We start from the raw sequence: 15,916 nt of genomic DNA, 5'->3' as shown, positions 1-15,916 counted from the left end.
CCCAGAAAACTAATGTTTTCCGAGTCTTGAAATGAAATAATTATGCTTAAAACACCTTGATCATCAATATATTATACTGTCACCACATCAACAAAATCTTTTAATCTAGGCATAGGATATAGAGATTTTACTTCAATAGTTATCTGATTTATTTCAGTCTTCTTCTCTGAATTTACTTGGTCGATTGTAGGCTGATATTTAGCTTGGATATGCTGTTGTGTAGGAATTGTATTTAATCTATTCTGGGCATCGTCAATCTGTGCCTGTAATGCTTTTTTCTCTTTACCTTTAAAGAACCATAATGAAGACTTTTGGCTACGCAAATCATTAATCTGGCGTTCTATTTCTTCTCTCTGCTTATTACATTCGGAGATTTCCTTATTGAGTTCCATCTGAATTTCATTCAATCGAGATTCATAATCATCAGCTATTTGACTGACTCTTGAATCTATTTCCTCCTGAATCTGACGATTAACAGCTGCACATGCTTCATCATAAGCAGCCCTTTGCTTTGCTTCTTTTTGACGTCTTTCTTCGGCCTCCTTTAATAGCCTTTCTTTTTCTTCTTTTGCACCAATAAATGAATAACCTAAAGCACTCTGTTCTATCAGTTTAAATGCAACCAGATCTTTTAAAACTCTGGAAACATCAGTGTGACAATATTTATTCAGTGTGCCTTCTATAGCAATCGCTGATGAAGGATGTGTTTCATAATCACTTAATACTTTTAAAATTCCTTGTGTAATAGAGATGCTATTTATAAATTGCTTATGTGTATGTGCACTGATAACCTCTGTAGATAACAAGTTGGAATAAATTTCACGTGCGGCCTTCTCACCTTCTGGAGTACCTTGCATCAAGTACTCATATGCACTTTTTTTCATGGAATCCAGTTCTTCGGCCCCCTTCTTTCGACGAACTTTCCTTAAGGCATCAATAAGTCTCAACCTTTCAATCTTTAGCTCGTTTGACTCTCTCACTTTCTGTAATGATTTTTTCAAATCTTCATCTGCAAATTGTTCTGCACGTCTAAACTCCTTATTATCATCCAGCAAGCATACCTTATCATCAAGATCATCTAATGATGTCAGGCTATAAAAAGCGAGAAACTTACCAAGGTAAGCACGTGCATCTGAAGGATTAACATCCAACGCTCTTTCAAAATAGCCTTCCGCCCCGTCAAAATCACCATCTTCCAGAGCCATATTTCCCCTTTGAGTAAGTGCAGAACCTTCTGCACTTATAATAGCAGCCGTTGAAGAACTGCTAACACTTGCCCTTTCACCTAAAATTTTTCCTATTCCTCTCAGCAGATCCTGTATTGCACCAACCTTGCCCATATCTTGTGCCTGAAGTCTTGCAAATTCTTTCGGCATATCATAAGCATCTATTCCCTTAAAACAGGGAATCAATGTTTTCTTTGCACCCTTTTCAATTAAGCCAAGAAATCTGCTCCACTCATTCTTAACCCAAACCGCATTGTAATATTCATAATCTGTGCCAAAGGCTAACATTATTTTTGCCGAATTAAGGGCCGCAAAAATATAAGGTTCATATTCCTGACCTAATTTATCCTCAAGAGTAATACGGGAGAAAAACACTTTATAACCTTTTTCTACAAGTGCATCATAGACATCTTGAGCAATTACACTATCGATAGTACGTTCTCCCATAGCATCTGTTTCTTTATAACAGATGAAGATGTCATAGGGTTCTTCCTTAGAAGATACCTCATTTATGCTTATTCGTAATTCTTCAATAGACTTAGCTTCGTCACGATACACTGCACGTGAAATGGGATCAGAATATTCCATAACCATCTCAAAATCCTGATCGTCCATAATGCTATCAAAAGATGATCTATGGCATGTTGGAATTTTCTTACCTGTTTTTGGATCATCAACATACTCAATTCCAAATTTACAAAGTAGGAGTCCCCAATATGCCTCTGCCTCTTCAGGAAAATCAGTAACAATCGTCTCGTATACACCAGATGCTTTGTCAAATTCACATGCACTGCGTAATCTGTTTGCTCTAGTAAATAGATTGATTTTCTTTTCATCATCTAACTGCGGAACTGTCTGAACCATCCCGCAATATTCACATTTGCATACAGTCATTCCCTCTTGAACTTCAAGAGTACCGCCGCACATTTTACACCTAAAAACTGCCACTTTTATCCTCCTATGCTACATCTTTGCGTTCTATTCATCAGAATATAATTCGAACATAATGCATGTATACCCATATTTAATTTTTTTACCGACCTATTTATCTATTAAAGACAATTATAATACAATTGTATTCTAGCTTCAATTGACTAATGACACCTTATGCGTGGATATATAGTCAGAAGCATATATATTTGAGAATGTAATAAAAGAAAAATTGTAGATGTCATGTTTTATTCAAGCTGCGGGGGTCTCGATATACAATGGAAGCCAGCACTTCGACTTTTACTTTAGTGACAATAAAACCGGCTAGAAATCTAGCCGGTTAATTTATTATATAAAGATGATAAGAGTGCCTATAATCTGATCATCGGTTTTCAGAGGGTTACCGGCAGTTTAGGGGGCTGCCGGTCAGAGTAGTATGAAAAAACTTCTATAGGGTTCAGATGTATCTCATCTGATGGTCATAGAATATCACCGGATGCTGAAAGGAAACTGAAACTTGATATTTTTTTCTGCTTTTTTGATTTAGTATACTACCGCATCATCTGCAGTGTAGCCATCGATTGAACCGGCCTTAACCTGGATACATGCATAGCTTAACTCTGAATCATCAGCTGCAAAAAACTGTCTCTTTCCTTCAGGTGAAATCTTAACTACATCACCTTTAGCGATTTCAACATCTTCTCCATCTATCGAAGCCCGGCCCTTTCCGGAAAGGATGATATAAATCTCTTCGTTCTTCTTATGTGAGTGTACAAAGGGAACACTTGCTCCGGCAGGAAGATGGTTAATACTTATCTCTGCTCCTGTTAAACCGAGAGCGTCATGAAGCTCTGTTCTTGGGTCCTCAGTTACATTTACTTTTTTAAAATTTGACATATTGTTTTCCTCCATTTGTTTGCTATTTCTTTTTGTTTGCTGTATCATCATTTTATCTCTAAGAATCATCCAAACAAGTACGAACATTTATAATACATAGTTACATTTATGATACTATTATGCATTTTCAAGGAGAAATTTTTATGAAAAGTATATATGGTCAATGTCCTTATGCAACAACCCAAAGAGTCCTCCAGGGGAAGTGGGCTATAGTTATCCTGTTTCAGCTAAGTACAGGAACAAAGCGTTTTAATGAGCTAGAACGTAACATTCCGGAAGTCACAAGAACGATGCTCACAAGACAGTTAAGACAATTAGAGGATGATAAGCTGATCGTCAGGAAAGTATACGCTGAAGTTCCGCCAAGAGTAGAATACAGCCTTAGCGAAATGGGTGAAAAATTCAGGAAGGTATTGGACCAGATTGAGTTATTCGGATTTGAATATATTGAAGAATTAAGGAAATGCAATGCTTAATGGAGGTTGACAATGAGTGAAATAAGAGACAAGAACGGACTTACCGAAGAAGAATATTTAAAATCCTATGATTCCAATAAATGGAAGAAGCCGTCTTTAACAGCGGACATCTGCATAATCACAAAGAAAGACTCAGAAGAAAAGGTACTGCTCATAAAGAGAGGAAATCATCCCTGTCTCGGTAAATGGGCCTTTCCCGGAGGCTTTTCTGAGGAAGGTGAGCGAATTGAGGAAACAGCTGCAAGAGAGCTTTCAGAAGAAACTGGTGTTGAAATGGCACCGAAAGATCTTACGTTAATAGGAGTTTACAGCAAGCCGGGAAGGGATCCTCGTGGATGGACAGTTTCTGCAGCATATTTGGCTGTTGTTGATCCTGATAAGGTAAAGCCTATTGCCGCAGATGATGCAGCGGATGCCGGATGGTTTACCGTTATACATGAAGATGACAAATTCCGGTTCATGAATGGTGATTTAGAACTTACACTTAAAGATCTTGCCTTTGATCATGATGATATTATGATGGATGCGTTAAAGAAAGCATGACAGACAGGCCTATACATAAAAAGGAGCAGACCCCAGATTTAAACTGAGGTCTACTCCTTCTTTTGAATAGACAGTCCTTATTCTTCAGATGAATTTGAGTCATCTGATTCAGAATCATCTTCTTCATCTTTTTCATCATTGCTTGAATCATCATCCGATTCATCGCTGCCTGATTCGCTATCTGAATCATCATCCTTTGAGCTACTATCATTTTCTGACTCTTCAGATTCCTTATCATCAGAAACCTTCTCTTCTTCAACAGTATCATCTTTTTCGCTGACCTGTTCAGCATCTTGAGATGAATCTGTTGAAGATTTGGTGGTTTCCTTATCCTCTGTCTCTACCTTGTCCAGTGAACTCTCATCTACTTCTTCTGATCCTGTCTCAGCGTCCTTCGAATCGGTTTCGCTGATCTCGGTAGATTCAGAGTCTTCTAAAGCAATTTCTTCTGATCCTGTCTCAGTTTTAACTGCTTCTTCAGCATTCTTTGATGTTCCTGCAGATCTTGTTGATACTGCATGAACTGTTACCCCCTCTTCTTCCTCTTCGAAAAAGTTCTCTTTAACGAATGAGTCTTCGTTAAAGTTAAGGGTGAGGGAACTTCTCTCTTTTTCTTCCCATATTGCAAAAAGCTCTACTTCGGATGTTATCACAAAAGTATCACCTGCCTGGAAGCTCTCGCCTGAGCCGTCTGACTCAGAGTTCCATTCGATAAAAACATAGCCTTCACGTTCTGGAGTAGGAAGTATTACTGTGTCAGAGTTAACTTCAACTTCTACAGCAGCGTCTTCTCCTTCAAGAAGGTCTTCATCAGAAACAGCATCGGGCATATCATTCTGGATATCCAGAGGATCAAGGTATCCCTCAGCCATCTCGTCACCTGCTTCGTAAGAGGTTGAATCTGATTCGTCAGCATCTTCCATCATGGAACGCTGGATCGTCGCAATCTCTTTGACTGCATCATCACTTACGGTGAATGTTGCAGTCGTGTTTGCGAAAGCCGGACTTGCCGCAATGGTTGCTGCAAAAATAGAAGCAACCGCGGTTGTCTTGACAAAATCTAGCTTCTTCATCGTTTTCTCCTTTATTCATTTTTTATTAAATACCAGGCATGGAGCCTGACATTAACTAAGGAATCAACCTTCGTTTCCTGTCTGTGTAGACGAAGAATCAGTTGTATTTGTTGTGTCGGAGGTGCTTGTTGCCTCACAGATACCGAGTTCTGCACCTGCAGCATAAATATCCTTAACGTTTGTGGTCTGGATCATGGCTGCCGAAACATCTACACCAACACCATCCTCTGTTGAAGAACGTCCATCTGAATTGTTTACGTCAATCTCTGCGAAGTCCTGTACTCTGAAGTAGTCGAATAATGCAGGAGTCTCATGTGGATCCTTCTCCTTTGATTGAAGAGGCTCTAAGAATCCATAGTAATAAACTGTCTGACCGTCCTGCTCGTACTTTGAGAGAAGAACAGCGTCTTCGCCAAGCTTATGTCCAACCGTAGGTTCTGCAACTTCTTCAAAGCCGTTCTTTGCAAGAATCACTGCATCATGTCTTGTTACAGAAGCTTCATCTGAGCGTCTTCCGCTTACTGTAGGAATGTTGACACGCATAACCACCCATGACTCATAGTTTACGTTTGAAGTGATAGATGGGTTCTTTAATACCTTCTGCCCTGGCTCAAGATCATCTGCGGAATCGTAGATACCATCTCCGTCTGTATCAGGCTTATCATTTTCATCGATCATGCCGTCACCGTTAATATCATCAGGCTGTCCGTCACCGTCTTCATCGACTGTGCCCCAGTTGCCTTCTTCTACAGTTCCGTCTGTTCCGTCTGTTGGTCCGTCAGGGTTTGAAGGATCGAAGCCTTCTGTTCCATGGTCTGCACCAGCAACAATGTTGAATTTGTTTTCAACCGTCTTTGCAGTTCCGGAATAGAGCGCGTATGCTCCACCGATGGTTGCTACTGTCATTAGACCAGCGCAGCCAAGCATTGCCAGCTTTTTTTTCATACTTGTTTTTCCCTCTTTTCGTCATAGTTCTCCAAGTGTTTTGCTTTTGGGCACATGAGTAAGCCATGTGCCCTGTTGTGTGATATCTAATTAGTGTATGCTCAAGAACTAAAATGCCTTGAAATTGCTGACTTTTTTGCCTATACGTGAGATAATTGATGCAAGGAATTACATCAAAGTTTCTCAAAAACCTTGCACTTTTCGCGGAGAATCCCATGTATAAGAAAAATCAAAATCATCAGTTTAGTCTCGGAGATTTCAATCAGCCAATGGGTCTAAAACTTGATCCAGAGAATAAATGGATTAAAAAAGCTGCCATGATTCCCTGGGATGAAATAGAAGCTGTGTATGCAGATCTGTTTCCTTCTGATTGTGGAATGCCTGCAAAACCACTACGTATGGCACTGGGGGCTCTCCTGATTCAAAAAAAGTTTGGCTTTTCTGACAGAGAACTCGTCGAGCAGATCCAAGAGAATCCGTATTACCAGTATTTTATTGGATTGCCTGGATTTCAATTGGACAAACCATTTGCACCATCTTTGATGGTGGAATTTCGCAAAAGGATCACTGATGAAAAGCTTGCAGAGATCAATGAATTAATCATCGATTACAACAAAAATGATGAAGATGAATACGAAAATGATCATAGCGATGATTCATCAAGTGGTGATTCTGAAAATAAAGGCACGCTGATAATTGATGCAACATGTGCTCCGCAGAACATTGCATTTCCTCAGGACATAAACTTGTTAAATGAAGCAAGAGAAAACCTTGAAGCAATTATTTCATCTGTCTGTTACGAGTACAACCTTTTAAAACCTCGCATGTACAAAAATAATGCGAGAAAAGATTACCTAGCCCTGGCTAAATGTAAAAAACAATCTTCCAAGAAAATACGTAAGGCAATCAAGAAACAACTCCAATACATCAGGCGTGACAGGAATTACATTGACTGGTTCATGAGTTATGGATACTATCCTGACAAGCACCAGATGGAAAGAATAGCGGTCATTGATAAAGTGTATGAACAGCAGGAATACATGTATAAAAACAATGTTCACACTGTTCAGGACCGGATTGTAAGCATATCCCAGCCTTATGTGAGACCTATAGTCAGGGGCAAGAGCAAAGCTCCTGTAGAATTCGGTGCCAAGATTGATCTTAGTATCGAAAATGGTCTAGGCAGGTTAGAAAAAATATCATTCGACGCATACAATGAGTGCGAGGTTTTGATATCCGCCATCGAAAGATTCTTCAAGCGCAATGGTCATTATCCCAAGCGTGTACTTGCGGATAAGATTTACAGAAATAGGGAAAACCTTTCGTATTGTAAATCTCGAGGGATAAGACTTGCAGGCCCGGCTTTAGGAAGACCAGGGAAGAATGTTTCAATCGATAAACGTACAGAGTACGTGGATAGCGTTGACAGAATTGAGGTAGAGCGAAAATTTGCATTATCAAAACATAGTCATGGTCTTGGATTAATCATGACCAAGCTTGAAGAAACAAGTCGAAGCTCTATAGCCCTGTCGATCATATCCATGAACTTAGATTGCCTCCTGAGGCTTTCTTTGTTCCAAAAATTGATTTTGATATTTTCAAGGTTCAAGTATTTTTATGAGGTAGCCGTCTGAAAAAATCAGGCGATTGCTGAGCATACACTAATTAGTCTTTGTACGGCTTTTTTATTGCCGACATTGTAAGTATGCTAGGAGTTCTTGTCGTATTAGTATTTTTTGAAAAATTTTTTGAAAAATTTTTTTGTGCACAAAAAAAAGAGGATACCCGACGGTATCCTCCAAGTAGTATCGATATGATTATTATCCGTTCACTAACGGAATTATTACTCATTCTGCATGTAGTTCTGCTCTTTTTTCATATATTTTCTTGTCCTGTCGTCTCATGAAAAGAATTCTGGACAGAATAAGAATCAGGCTACTGCCTACAAAAATCTGAATCGGATAAGTAAACAATACGCTTTCAGATATTATCATGCTAAGCATAGTAATGGCGCCTACCGGTGGCATATACATTTTAGAAAAATAAATAACGGTAAGCATTCCACATGTAGCAACTATGGCTGCAATCGTAAGAGGAAGCCCTAACCTGATAACAAAGATATATCTTGATATCACACCAATTATGGAACAAAGAGTTATCACTGACACCGTTTTGACCGGCATATTTCTTGTCTTGTTCCCCGGCCTTGAAAACTCAGTAAATGCTACAAGTAACGGAGGGGCCACGATAAATCTATATCCTGTTTTGAATGCAACACCGGCAATTACTATCACACAAAGGATTCTGATAGCAGTATCTATCATATCATCTCTTGAATTCAGCATCACAGGAACATATTCCTCATCTGTCCGAATTCCCTGAAACAGAAAAAGGTTATGGAACAATATCACAAGTGAAGTCAATATAAATGCAGCTATTGGATACACTATACTTCTGGTCTGCATCATCACCGGCAGCACTATTGCTGATACAAATGGTGCGAATGTGGTTCCCGAAAACATAAAAAGCACCTGGGCGATTGTAAATGCCAGAATAACTTCGATATACGTATCAAACGGAACGAATCTTACAATGCACACTCCCATTATCGCACAGCCAGTAATAAGAGCTAACATACGCCTTCCGTTCACCTTCCAGCTTCTCTTTTTTGCTACCATATATCCAACTGCTAATGCTGTTATTTCGGGGAATATTATCTCCTTCTCATATAAAACCTCCGCAGAAAGTGTCATCAAAGCTACTAACAAAACGGTACTTGCGTACGGTATCACTTCCTTAATCTCAATATTTTTCATTACAGTTTTCCTATAACCCTAGAAGAATATTTTTGTTCTAACAATGTGAAGAGGCTGCCGCTTATAGACAATCATCTTTAGCGGCAACCTCTAAGGCATTGAGTTTTGAGTTATCCGTTCACACGTTTCTTGAGATCAGCACCAGCTTTGAAGCGTACAGACTTAGATGGGCCAATCTGCATTACAGAACCATCTCTTGGATTTCTTGCTTCTCTTGCTGCACGTTCTGCAACATCGAATGTACCGAATCCTACAAGCTGGAACTTGTCTCCATTCTCAAGGGCATCGGCAATTGTCTCAAATGTAGCTTTAACTACGAGATCCGCATCCTTCTTTGTAATGTCTGCTCTTTTTGCTACTTCTGCTATTAATTCCTGTTTTGTCATAAGAATCACCTCCGTAAATACAACATGAGTTTATTATACTACATACGAGAGAACTTGTATGTGTTTAAGACTTCAAGAGTTCAATCTTTTCCCTTTTGCATTTTGAGAAACGTGCCCAACACCGGGTCACTGTCAGTAATCCTGAAGCTCATACAGTGTAGATGGCAAAAGCAGATCATAACCTGTTATTCCCTCATTGTCAGTAGCCCCCGTATATATCACAAGAGAATCAAATAAATCTCCATCGTACTTATATTCCGTTTTCGATGACAGAACCCCTTTGAAATATGAAGAAGAGCATATCAAACGTCCATTACTGTCATACTCATAAAGCTCGTTTGATATCACTTCATCAGTAACACTATCACGGCACTGTAGTTCAATGCGGTTTCCTGAGCTGTCATAAAGATATGCGCTATAAGACTCCTGTCGTGCCCCATCCGCTGTATAGGGATAGTCATATATTCTGTTACCGGATTCATCATATTCCGTGTAGATTATTGCTGTATCCGCGAAACCGCCTTTATTGTCGCTGACCTTGGAATACTGGACTGTCTTCTGACCTTTTTCGTTTCGGTCGTAATCAATGATGATGACGGGATTGCCGTTACTATACTCGATTATCTCTTTCACTCTTCCGGAATCAAAATACGAGAAGTCATACTGCTTGCATTCCGCTCCATTCCGGTCTGTGGTCATGACCGTCACGAGATTCCCGTTTTCATCATAGATAAGCTGTTCTTCGGACCAGTCTATAAGATATATGCCGTAATGTTCCATAATATCGCTGTCGATACGTTTATGTTCAACTGCCCCGTTTGAGGCAGTCTCATTTAAGTCATGTGAATGGCTATCTGCCACCGGATCATCATTCTGTGTTTTGGAGTTAGAATCATCCGTTTCCTGAGTTTCTGATGATATAGATACATTATTGTCTCGGGTTTTAGATGAACTCCCACATGCTGAAAGTGCTAAAGATATTAATGAGATCAACACTATAATACGTCTCATGTCTGCCTCCTTAATTTTGAAGCTATTATAAAATGTCATCACTTTGAGGTTGAAAGTTATCGAATAATTACGGTCTTTCTGAAAACCTATATTATTCTCTCTTTACTGTTCTGAAATTACTTTACTCATGATCTTACAAAGCGGTTTGAAAAGTATCAGAGTCAGAACAAAGTTGCTGACACAATGGATGATATCATACGGTATACCGGCAATCCACCATGTCACAGCCATACTCCATCCGCCTATAAACAGGTACGGGATTGAACAGAACAGCCCGAAAAACAACCCGAAAAACCCTGATAATATGCAATAGAACACGAAACCCACTTTTTTCCTATTTGCATAGAATACCATTAAGATAAGCATTGGCCATATGTACAGATACATAATAGACCAAACATTGACCCCTTTAAGAAAGCACTCAATAGCTGTAAATCCAAATGCAATAAGCAGTGTTTTTCTGCCATAAAATATTGTATATACAATAAAAAGAAGCGTTACGACTTCTACATTTGGCAAGAAATCAAGCGCAAGTTTGGAGGCTTCCAGTATAGCAAGTGAAATTCCCAAATATGCTATGTCTTTTACTGATAATGCGTTATCACTCATAACTCTCAAGCTTAAGGGCATATGTATCCCCATCATTTACAGGCTGCGAATTTGCTCCGTACTGTCCGTACTCACCATTTACATATATAGCCCAATAGGTTTTCTTACTATCATCGGCTTTCAAGCCATTCACGGAAGTAATATACATTCCATAATCGCTTGAAGTACTCTCATATATAAAATCTTCCGTGTTTTTTAATTCGTCCAGTAATCCTGACAGATATTCCGCATCGGTCCTTCCTGAATAATGATTACTTTTCTCTCCATCTGATACTTCTAGTGTATATGCTTTCTGTCCACTAGAATCCGGCTTTGGCGAAAATCTGATATATATCAGCAAAAAACAAATGATGCATATGATGAATGCTGATATTCCTTTTATATACAATAGTTTCTTATTCATGATTCCCTATTCTTTTCCACAAGCTTATTTCTGAGTTAACTCCTCTGAAAATGATGTATATCTGGCACGTTTACAAAGCCTGTTCTCACAAGCTTAAGTATATCATAGGCTTTATATTTCTTTCAAAAAAGCCAGTTCTTTACGATACACCTCATCGGTTTTTTCTTTCTATATGCTATCTGAGCTACTTTTTCTTATTTTTCACATCGACATAAAAAAGAACTGCAGAAATCCGCAGTTCCTTTCGTTCACGAAATCCCATTTAAGATATCCAGGAGCTTTTTCTGTTCCTGCCTTTTCTCTTTTTCGTTCGCCATTATTATAGTCAGTGTTGTGATTGCATAGTTCTCAACATATGCTTTTCTCTCACCGCTTTCTGTAGTATAGGTGTACTCTTTATACTTATCTATTATCTCATCAACTGTTTCTAATAATTTTGTATATTCGTCCGTACTTAGTTCATTGTCTTTCTGATATGGTTTCCAGATTTTTAGGAAAACGTCATTCATCATAGCAACAAACTTTTCCTTTGGCATCGGTTTATCTCCCATTTCATGCCTCCCTTCGCAAACACTCCGATGACTTTTGTATCATTATACAGTAATTATGGGTAAAGATAATCGATATAGGATTGGAATATTATTCCGGCATTTAGTTATAAACGAAAATTTAATATGTTTTTTCGACAATATTCGTATAAATTCCCTCAAAGCTATAGTATATTGTTTTTGTAGGTAATCGTCATGCCCTCGTTGTATGTGCCTGGGTCTTTCTTATCTGAGAGGCATTAACGATGAACCATAAGAGCACAAAGATTATCCTGTTAGTGACTGCGGCCACTATTTTGATAACAGGTCCAGCTTTTGCTGATGTGAGGTTTGAGGATTTTGATGTTCCAGTGACGCAGCAACAGAAGGATGCTGTAAGAGCAGAATATAATAAGATACCAGGCATTGTAACATATCTGTTTGAGAGTCTCGGTAACTTCATAACTTTCTTTGATGGTTACGATCCGGAATACTCCCTACTACTCGGAATATATGCAGGAATCGATGGTGAAGGGTGTCTGATTCTCACTAACACAGATTATGATGGTGCAGGCACTCTAATTCATGAAATGGCCCACTTTCTTGATGATTATGTCTTTGAGGATATCGGATCGGAGAAGGCAGAGCTTAGATATAACGGTAAAACATTCGAATATGCAAAAGGCGGCATCCGTTCCCGCTCGGAACTTGATGATTTCAAGGCTATATATCTTGAAGAATGTTCGGGAAATTATCTTGTATCAGACTATGAAGCTCAGGACCAGTGCGAATACTTTGCAGGTTCCTTTGCAGCCTATGTAAATAATCCTATAGAATTATCTCAGATTGCCCCAAAGACATTTGATTTTATAAACAATTTGGTAAATAATCTGTGATTCATAATTTCCACAAAAAGAACCGTTCCCTTGTGTATGAAACACGGGAACGGTTCTTTCGTTCATTAAAAAACGCTAATATTTTTAAACTATTTTTTTATCAATTAGTCACAGATTCACGGAAAACAAGAGCTTTAATCCTCTCCGGCTTCTCCGGTCCTTATGTAATACTGGTTGCCTTCCATGCTTTTTCCGCTTTTTGTGGTACCTCCTGAATATAGTAGACGCATATATTGATTACCGGACTCGTCCTTTGTAAAGTAACAAACAATACTGTCATTATCGACCATATATGTAAGTGTTCCAGCTCCTGGATCATAAACACCTTCTGTATTAAAACTTTCGTTAAGACTTTTTCCTTTTATAATCAAATCAAGGTGTTCATTTTCATAAACGACATCCACCGGTGGTACCTTACGATCAATAGTCTCTCCCGACAACCCTTCGGCGAGCTTATGGAGATCATCCCAACCTTCCCCGTTTTCATCACTGAGGTAGGAATATCTGCCTGCAAGCTTTTCGGGACTATTCATTACGATATGATATGATTCCTCAATGGATTTCTCCAATTCTTTTGCGAGTTCTTCAATCTCTTTTTCAATGTCATGCATTTGATTCAGGCCATCGAGATACTTCAGGTATTCATCGATATCATCCAAGTTCAATTCATTCCAGGGCTTTAACATGCCGCCATCCAGTGAAGCTGTTCCTCCGGCTACATTATCCGCACCTGAATCAGCGAGAGCCTTCGCATACATTTCATCCATGCCGGCGGCAGTCAATGTTTTCATTACATCTTCACTAGCCTTATCATCATATGGAACAGGTATTTCTGTACTGACAAGGGTAGGGGACATGTTGCCGTTTTTATCTTCCTTCCAGACGATACCCATGATCTTACCTTCATTATTGAAGTCTTTAAGGGATTCACCCAAATACATGAGTTGCTGGCCCCAGTTTTCAAAGCCTTTCCAATTACCGGCAAAAAGGCCGTAAGCACCTGAAAAGGCACCCGCAACACCGATAGCATCTTTCATATTGTATAATTCCGCCGTAAGGTTTTCATCCGTTCCCAAAAGAATGGTTGCACCGGTATCATAGACATCCGTCACTACATCCACACCCTGGGTAGATAAAAGGGCTGCCGCACCGTAGTACTTTATCGCACCGCCGACTGTCATAGGGAGCGTTGCTGCACCAAAGGCAGTTGCCGCTAATCCGAAGCCTGCTACTTTGCCGGCGGTAGTCAATGCTTTGGCAACTTTGTAACAAGTATCATGTAAATCTTCTTTAAATTCGGCCTCACCATGAAGAACACTCTCGGCTAGCTGCATCTGTCTCCATGCATCTTTAGTATCCGTTCCGAGTATATTCGCAAGATGTTGTACCCGCTCACCTGCAGGAGCTGATTTATATAAATCATTCATTTTCTCAGCCCAATCGTGCAAGAGGTAAGTGGATGTATCATATTCAGCGGCATAGGCCCGAATGCCGAAAATGCTTTCCTTTAAAAAATCATCGGAAAATGGTGGGCGAATGTCTGACATACCTTTCCCAAATAAGCGTATAGAAAAGTTAGTGGGCGTGTCCCAAGGAATAAGTTTGGATTGTCTGCCTTCTTGAAGCCACTGGAAATCAGGTAACACTTCCGCCTGTTCCAATAGAGAACCCATGTATTCCGCTTTTGAACATACAGCATCGGCTGTTTTCCATGCTTCTATGCAGTGTTCCAGTATATCGGTGAGATCTTCGTCGCTTACATCTGACTGCGATACCCTTTCAAGCTTTTCCGTCCACATCCTGGCGTTAACATAGCTTTGTAGTGCCAGGTTTCCAGCAGTCAGAACAAGTTCACGTTCCCTGGAAACTCTGGGAAGAGTGATTTCGAGGATTTCCCCGGAAACAGCTTGTTGTGAGGTTTTGTCGTCCGTAACGGCAGGTTCCGTGCCTGTATTGGTATTCCCGGAAGATTCCTTTTGGCTGTTTTTTGCGCTGGTCGTTTCCATGCTGCCGGTAGTTTCGGAAGTACTTCCGCCACCACAGCCAGAAAGTAATCCTAATATGAGTGAAGCACACAAAACAACACTCAAAATACGTCTTTTCATTGCCATTGCCTCCTTTTCTTAGAATAATCGGAAATATTTCACCTCGAATCTTAAATCACGTTTTTGTTATTGATTTCAGCATAACATACATAGGTATCTCTGTGAATAAAGCTCAATATGCAAAAAAAAGCTGAAATACTCCCATGGTATTCATCATGGGAATATTTCAGCTATCATCTCTTCTATATGTTTGTTTTAGTAACTCAAAGCTTTCTTCCGCACATTGGGCAATAATTAATAGGTACATCCTTTGAGATTATCTCTACAGCCGATGACTCGTCGAACCCTACTGATACATGGAGAGCCTTCTCCGTCGGATCAATCTGTCCGTCGCAGTTTAAGCTAAGAATCATTCGGTTCCTGCACTCGATTTTTTCCTTTGCAGAAAAAATCCACTTGTCCGGTAAATCACCTGTTTCTCCATGTAACATGCAATAATCACACTCATTGTTTCTTTCGTTCATTTAATTTTCCCTTTTTCTTTACTGAAATTCCAATGTTATGTCAGGTGTATCTTCCTCTATATAGGATTTATAGTAGTCTACGGCGCTGCGCTCTTCATCAAGAGCAAATGAACCGAACTTGCGATACACACCGTTTGAGAATGATGCAAGATATTCTGCCTTGTACAGTTCGCAGAATGGATTAAAGCATCTCACATACATCGGCATCCTGCCTTTAATCGTTGTTCGGAGAAGGATTATGTTTTTTGAGTGATAGTCTTTTTCCGTAGGTGGCATCAGGATATTCACGGTACTAATACCGTAGTCCTCATGGTCATTGAATGTCATACGAAACTGTTCTTCGAAGTACGGAAACTCCATTCCTGTTTTCTCATAAAGGTTTCGCATGAGAATGAAAACACCGCCTGCATCCCTTAGGTCTATTAATGTCTTTATTGTCTTATCAGGATTATCCAGATACATTTTGCAAAAAAATTCCTGTTCAAAAAAGAATCTTGGGTCTGTCTTCAAAAGGTCCTTTAATTCCTGTTGTTCTTTTGAACTCATCTACATACCTCCCAAAAGATTGATTCTCGAAAAGATTATACCTAATTCTGACTTCTTTTTCGC

Annotated in this window: 17 protein-coding genes; 4 read left to right on the top strand and 13 right to left on the bottom strand. The window is 39.5% G+C overall.

From position 1 onward, the window contains the following. Window positions 1-71 precede the first annotated feature (71 nt). Both T357_RS0109750 and T357_RS0109745 read right to left on the bottom strand, forming a co-directional pair. The gene (locus T357_RS0109750) at window positions 72-2,174 is read right to left on the bottom strand and encodes a TIR domain-containing protein (RefSeq protein WP_031551676.1); all 2,103 of its coding nucleotides are present in this window, start codon (window positions 2,172-2,174) and stop codon (window positions 72-74) included. A gap of 525 nt (window positions 2,175-2,699) precedes the next feature. After that, complete coding sequence (locus T357_RS0109745) at window positions 2,700-3,053, bottom strand: cupin domain-containing protein (protein WP_031551674.1); 354 nt, start codon at window positions 3,051-3,053, stop codon at window positions 2,700-2,702. A gap of 143 nt (window positions 3,054-3,196) precedes the next feature. Between T357_RS0109745 and T357_RS0109740 the strand changes: the two genes are divergently transcribed. Then, window positions 3,197-3,529, top strand: coding sequence for a winged helix-turn-helix transcriptional regulator (locus T357_RS0109740; protein ID WP_029201516.1), 333 nt, complete (start codon window positions 3,197-3,199; stop codon window positions 3,527-3,529). 12 nt (window positions 3,530-3,541) lie between these two features. After that, window positions 3,542-4,072: an NUDIX domain-containing protein gene (locus tag T357_RS0109735; protein WP_031551671.1), complete on the top strand. Its 531-nt coding sequence runs from the start codon at window positions 3,542-3,544 to the stop codon at window positions 4,070-4,072. A gap of 77 nt (window positions 4,073-4,149) precedes the next feature. On the opposite strand, the gene T357_RS0109730 is transcribed toward T357_RS0109735, so the two are convergent. Next, window positions 4,150-5,145, bottom strand: a complete 996-nt coding sequence (locus T357_RS0109730) for an InlB B-repeat-containing protein (RefSeq protein WP_031551669.1) — start codon at window positions 5,143-5,145, stop codon at window positions 4,150-4,152. A gap of 63 nt (window positions 5,146-5,208) precedes the next feature. Then, window positions 5,209-6,090: a hypothetical protein gene (locus T357_RS0109725; protein WP_031551666.1), complete on the bottom strand. Its 882-nt coding sequence runs from the start codon at window positions 6,088-6,090 to the stop codon at window positions 5,209-5,211. 215 nt (window positions 6,091-6,305) lie between these two features. On the opposite strand from T357_RS0109725, the gene T357_RS0109720 reads away from it, so the two are divergent. After that, window positions 6,306-7,724 carry an IS5 family transposase gene (locus T357_RS0109720; protein ID WP_031551663.1) on the top strand — a complete coding sequence of 473 codons (1,419 nt, stop codon included), beginning with the start codon at window positions 6,306-6,308 and terminating at the stop codon, window positions 7,722-7,724. 213 nt (window positions 7,725-7,937) lie between these two features. Here the strand turns inward: T357_RS0109720 and T357_RS0109715 are convergent, their stop codons facing one another. The 6 genes from T357_RS0109715 to T357_RS0109690 form a co-directional block, all read right to left on the bottom strand. Continuing rightward, complete coding sequence (locus tag T357_RS0109715) at window positions 7,938-8,906, bottom strand: hypothetical protein (protein ID WP_031551660.1); 969 nt, start codon at window positions 8,904-8,906, stop codon at window positions 7,938-7,940. A 110-nt stretch (window positions 8,907-9,016) separates the two neighbouring features. Further along, entirely contained in the window at window positions 9,017-9,292 is a 276-nt protein-coding gene (locus T357_RS0109710; RefSeq protein WP_031551656.1) for an HU family DNA-binding protein, read from the bottom strand. Between the two features lie 132 nt (window positions 9,293-9,424). Next, complete coding sequence (locus T357_RS0109705; protein ID WP_031551653.1) at window positions 9,425-10,303, bottom strand: hypothetical protein; 879 nt, start codon at window positions 10,301-10,303, stop codon at window positions 9,425-9,427. Between the two features lie 102 nt (window positions 10,304-10,405). Then, window positions 10,406-10,912, bottom strand: coding sequence for a hypothetical protein (locus tag T357_RS0109700; protein ID WP_031551650.1), 507 nt, complete (start codon window positions 10,910-10,912; stop codon window positions 10,406-10,408). Beyond that, entirely contained in the window at window positions 10,905-11,315 is a 411-nt protein-coding gene (locus T357_RS0109695) for a DUF4430 domain-containing protein (RefSeq protein ID WP_049962372.1), read from the bottom strand. The genes T357_RS0109700 and T357_RS0109695 overlap by 8 nt, the downstream gene beginning before the upstream one ends. Before the next feature lie 248 nt (window positions 11,316-11,563). Beyond that, window positions 11,564-11,866, bottom strand: a complete 303-nt coding sequence (locus T357_RS0109690; protein WP_031551646.1) for a hypothetical protein — start codon at window positions 11,864-11,866, stop codon at window positions 11,564-11,566. A gap of 242 nt (window positions 11,867-12,108) precedes the next feature. On the opposite strand from T357_RS0109690, the gene T357_RS0109685 reads away from it, so the two are divergent. Then, window positions 12,109-12,738, top strand: a complete 630-nt coding sequence (locus T357_RS0109685) for an anthrax toxin lethal factor-related metalloendopeptidase (RefSeq protein WP_031551635.1) — start codon at window positions 12,109-12,111, stop codon at window positions 12,736-12,738. A 134-nt stretch (window positions 12,739-12,872) separates the two neighbouring features. Here the strand turns inward: T357_RS0109685 and T357_RS0109680 are convergent, their stop codons facing one another. From T357_RS0109680 to T357_RS0109670, 3 genes are all read right to left on the bottom strand, one after another. Then, entirely contained in the window at window positions 12,873-14,843 is a 1,971-nt protein-coding gene (locus T357_RS0109680; protein ID WP_031551632.1) for a hypothetical protein, read from the bottom strand. 203 nt (window positions 14,844-15,046) lie between these two features. Then, window positions 15,047-15,307, bottom strand: a complete 261-nt coding sequence (locus tag T357_RS0109675; protein WP_031551629.1) for a hypothetical protein — start codon at window positions 15,305-15,307, stop codon at window positions 15,047-15,049. Window positions 15,308-15,325: 18 nt separating this feature from the next. Next, window positions 15,326-15,853 carry a hypothetical protein gene (locus tag T357_RS0109670; RefSeq protein WP_031551627.1) on the bottom strand — a complete coding sequence of 176 codons (528 nt, stop codon included), beginning with the start codon at window positions 15,851-15,853 and terminating at the stop codon, window positions 15,326-15,328. Window positions 15,854-15,916: the final 63 nt, after the last annotated feature.

Source organism: Oribacterium sp. FC2011 (genome assembly GCF_000701645.1).
Classification (GTDB): domain Bacteria; phylum Bacillota; class Clostridia; order Lachnospirales; family Lachnospiraceae; genus Oribacterium.
The sequence above is the reverse complement of the archived record's forward strand: the minus strand, read 5'-3'. Positions and strand labels throughout refer to the sequence as shown.

Coding starts and splice junctions, on each gene's coding strand:
- T357_RS0109745 (WP_031551674.1), bottom strand. CDS start 3,053: ATGTCAAATTTTAAAAAAGTAAATGTAACTGAGGACCCAAGAACAGAG.
- T357_RS0109740 (WP_029201516.1), top strand. CDS start 3,197: ATGAAAAGTATATATGGTCAATGTCCTTATGCAACAACCCAAAGAGTC.
- T357_RS0109735 (WP_031551671.1), top strand. CDS start 3,542: ATGAGTGAAATAAGAGACAAGAACGGACTTACCGAAGAAGAATATTTA.
- T357_RS0109730 (WP_031551669.1), bottom strand. CDS start 5,145: ATGAAGAAGCTAGATTTTGTCAAGACAACCGCGGTTGCTTCTATTTTT.
- T357_RS0109725 (WP_031551666.1), bottom strand. CDS start 6,090: ATGAAAAAAAAGCTGGCAATGCTTGGCTGCGCTGGTCTAATGACAGTA.
- T357_RS0109720 (WP_031551663.1), top strand. CDS start 6,306: ATGTATAAGAAAAATCAAAATCATCAGTTTAGTCTCGGAGATTTCAAT.
- T357_RS0109715 (WP_031551660.1), bottom strand. CDS start 8,906: ATGAAAAATATTGAGATTAAGGAAGTGATACCGTACGCAAGTACCGTT.
- T357_RS0109710 (WP_031551656.1), bottom strand. CDS start 9,292: ATGACAAAACAGGAATTAATAGCAGAAGTAGCAAAAAGAGCAGACATT.
- T357_RS0109705 (WP_031551653.1), bottom strand. CDS start 10,303: ATGAGACGTATTATAGTGTTGATCTCATTAATATCTTTAGCACTTTCA.
- T357_RS0109700 (WP_031551650.1), bottom strand. CDS start 10,912: ATGAGTGATAACGCATTATCAGTAAAAGACATAGCATATTTGGGAATT.
- T357_RS0109695 (WP_049962372.1), bottom strand. CDS start 11,315: ATGAATAAGAAACTATTGTATATAAAAGGAATATCAGCATTCATCATA.
- T357_RS0109690 (WP_031551646.1), bottom strand. CDS start 11,866: ATGGGAGATAAACCGATGCCAAAGGAAAAGTTTGTTGCTATGATGAAT.
- T357_RS0109685 (WP_031551635.1), top strand. CDS start 12,109: ATGAACCATAAGAGCACAAAGATTATCCTGTTAGTGACTGCGGCCACT.
- T357_RS0109680 (WP_031551632.1), bottom strand. CDS start 14,843: ATGAAAAGACGTATTTTGAGTGTTGTTTTGTGTGCTTCACTCATATTA.
- T357_RS0109675 (WP_031551629.1), bottom strand. CDS start 15,307: ATGAACGAAAGAAACAATGAGTGTGATTATTGCATGTTACATGGAGAA.
- T357_RS0109670 (WP_031551627.1), bottom strand. CDS start 15,853: ATGAGTTCAAAAGAACAACAGGAATTAAAGGACCTTTTGAAGACAGAC.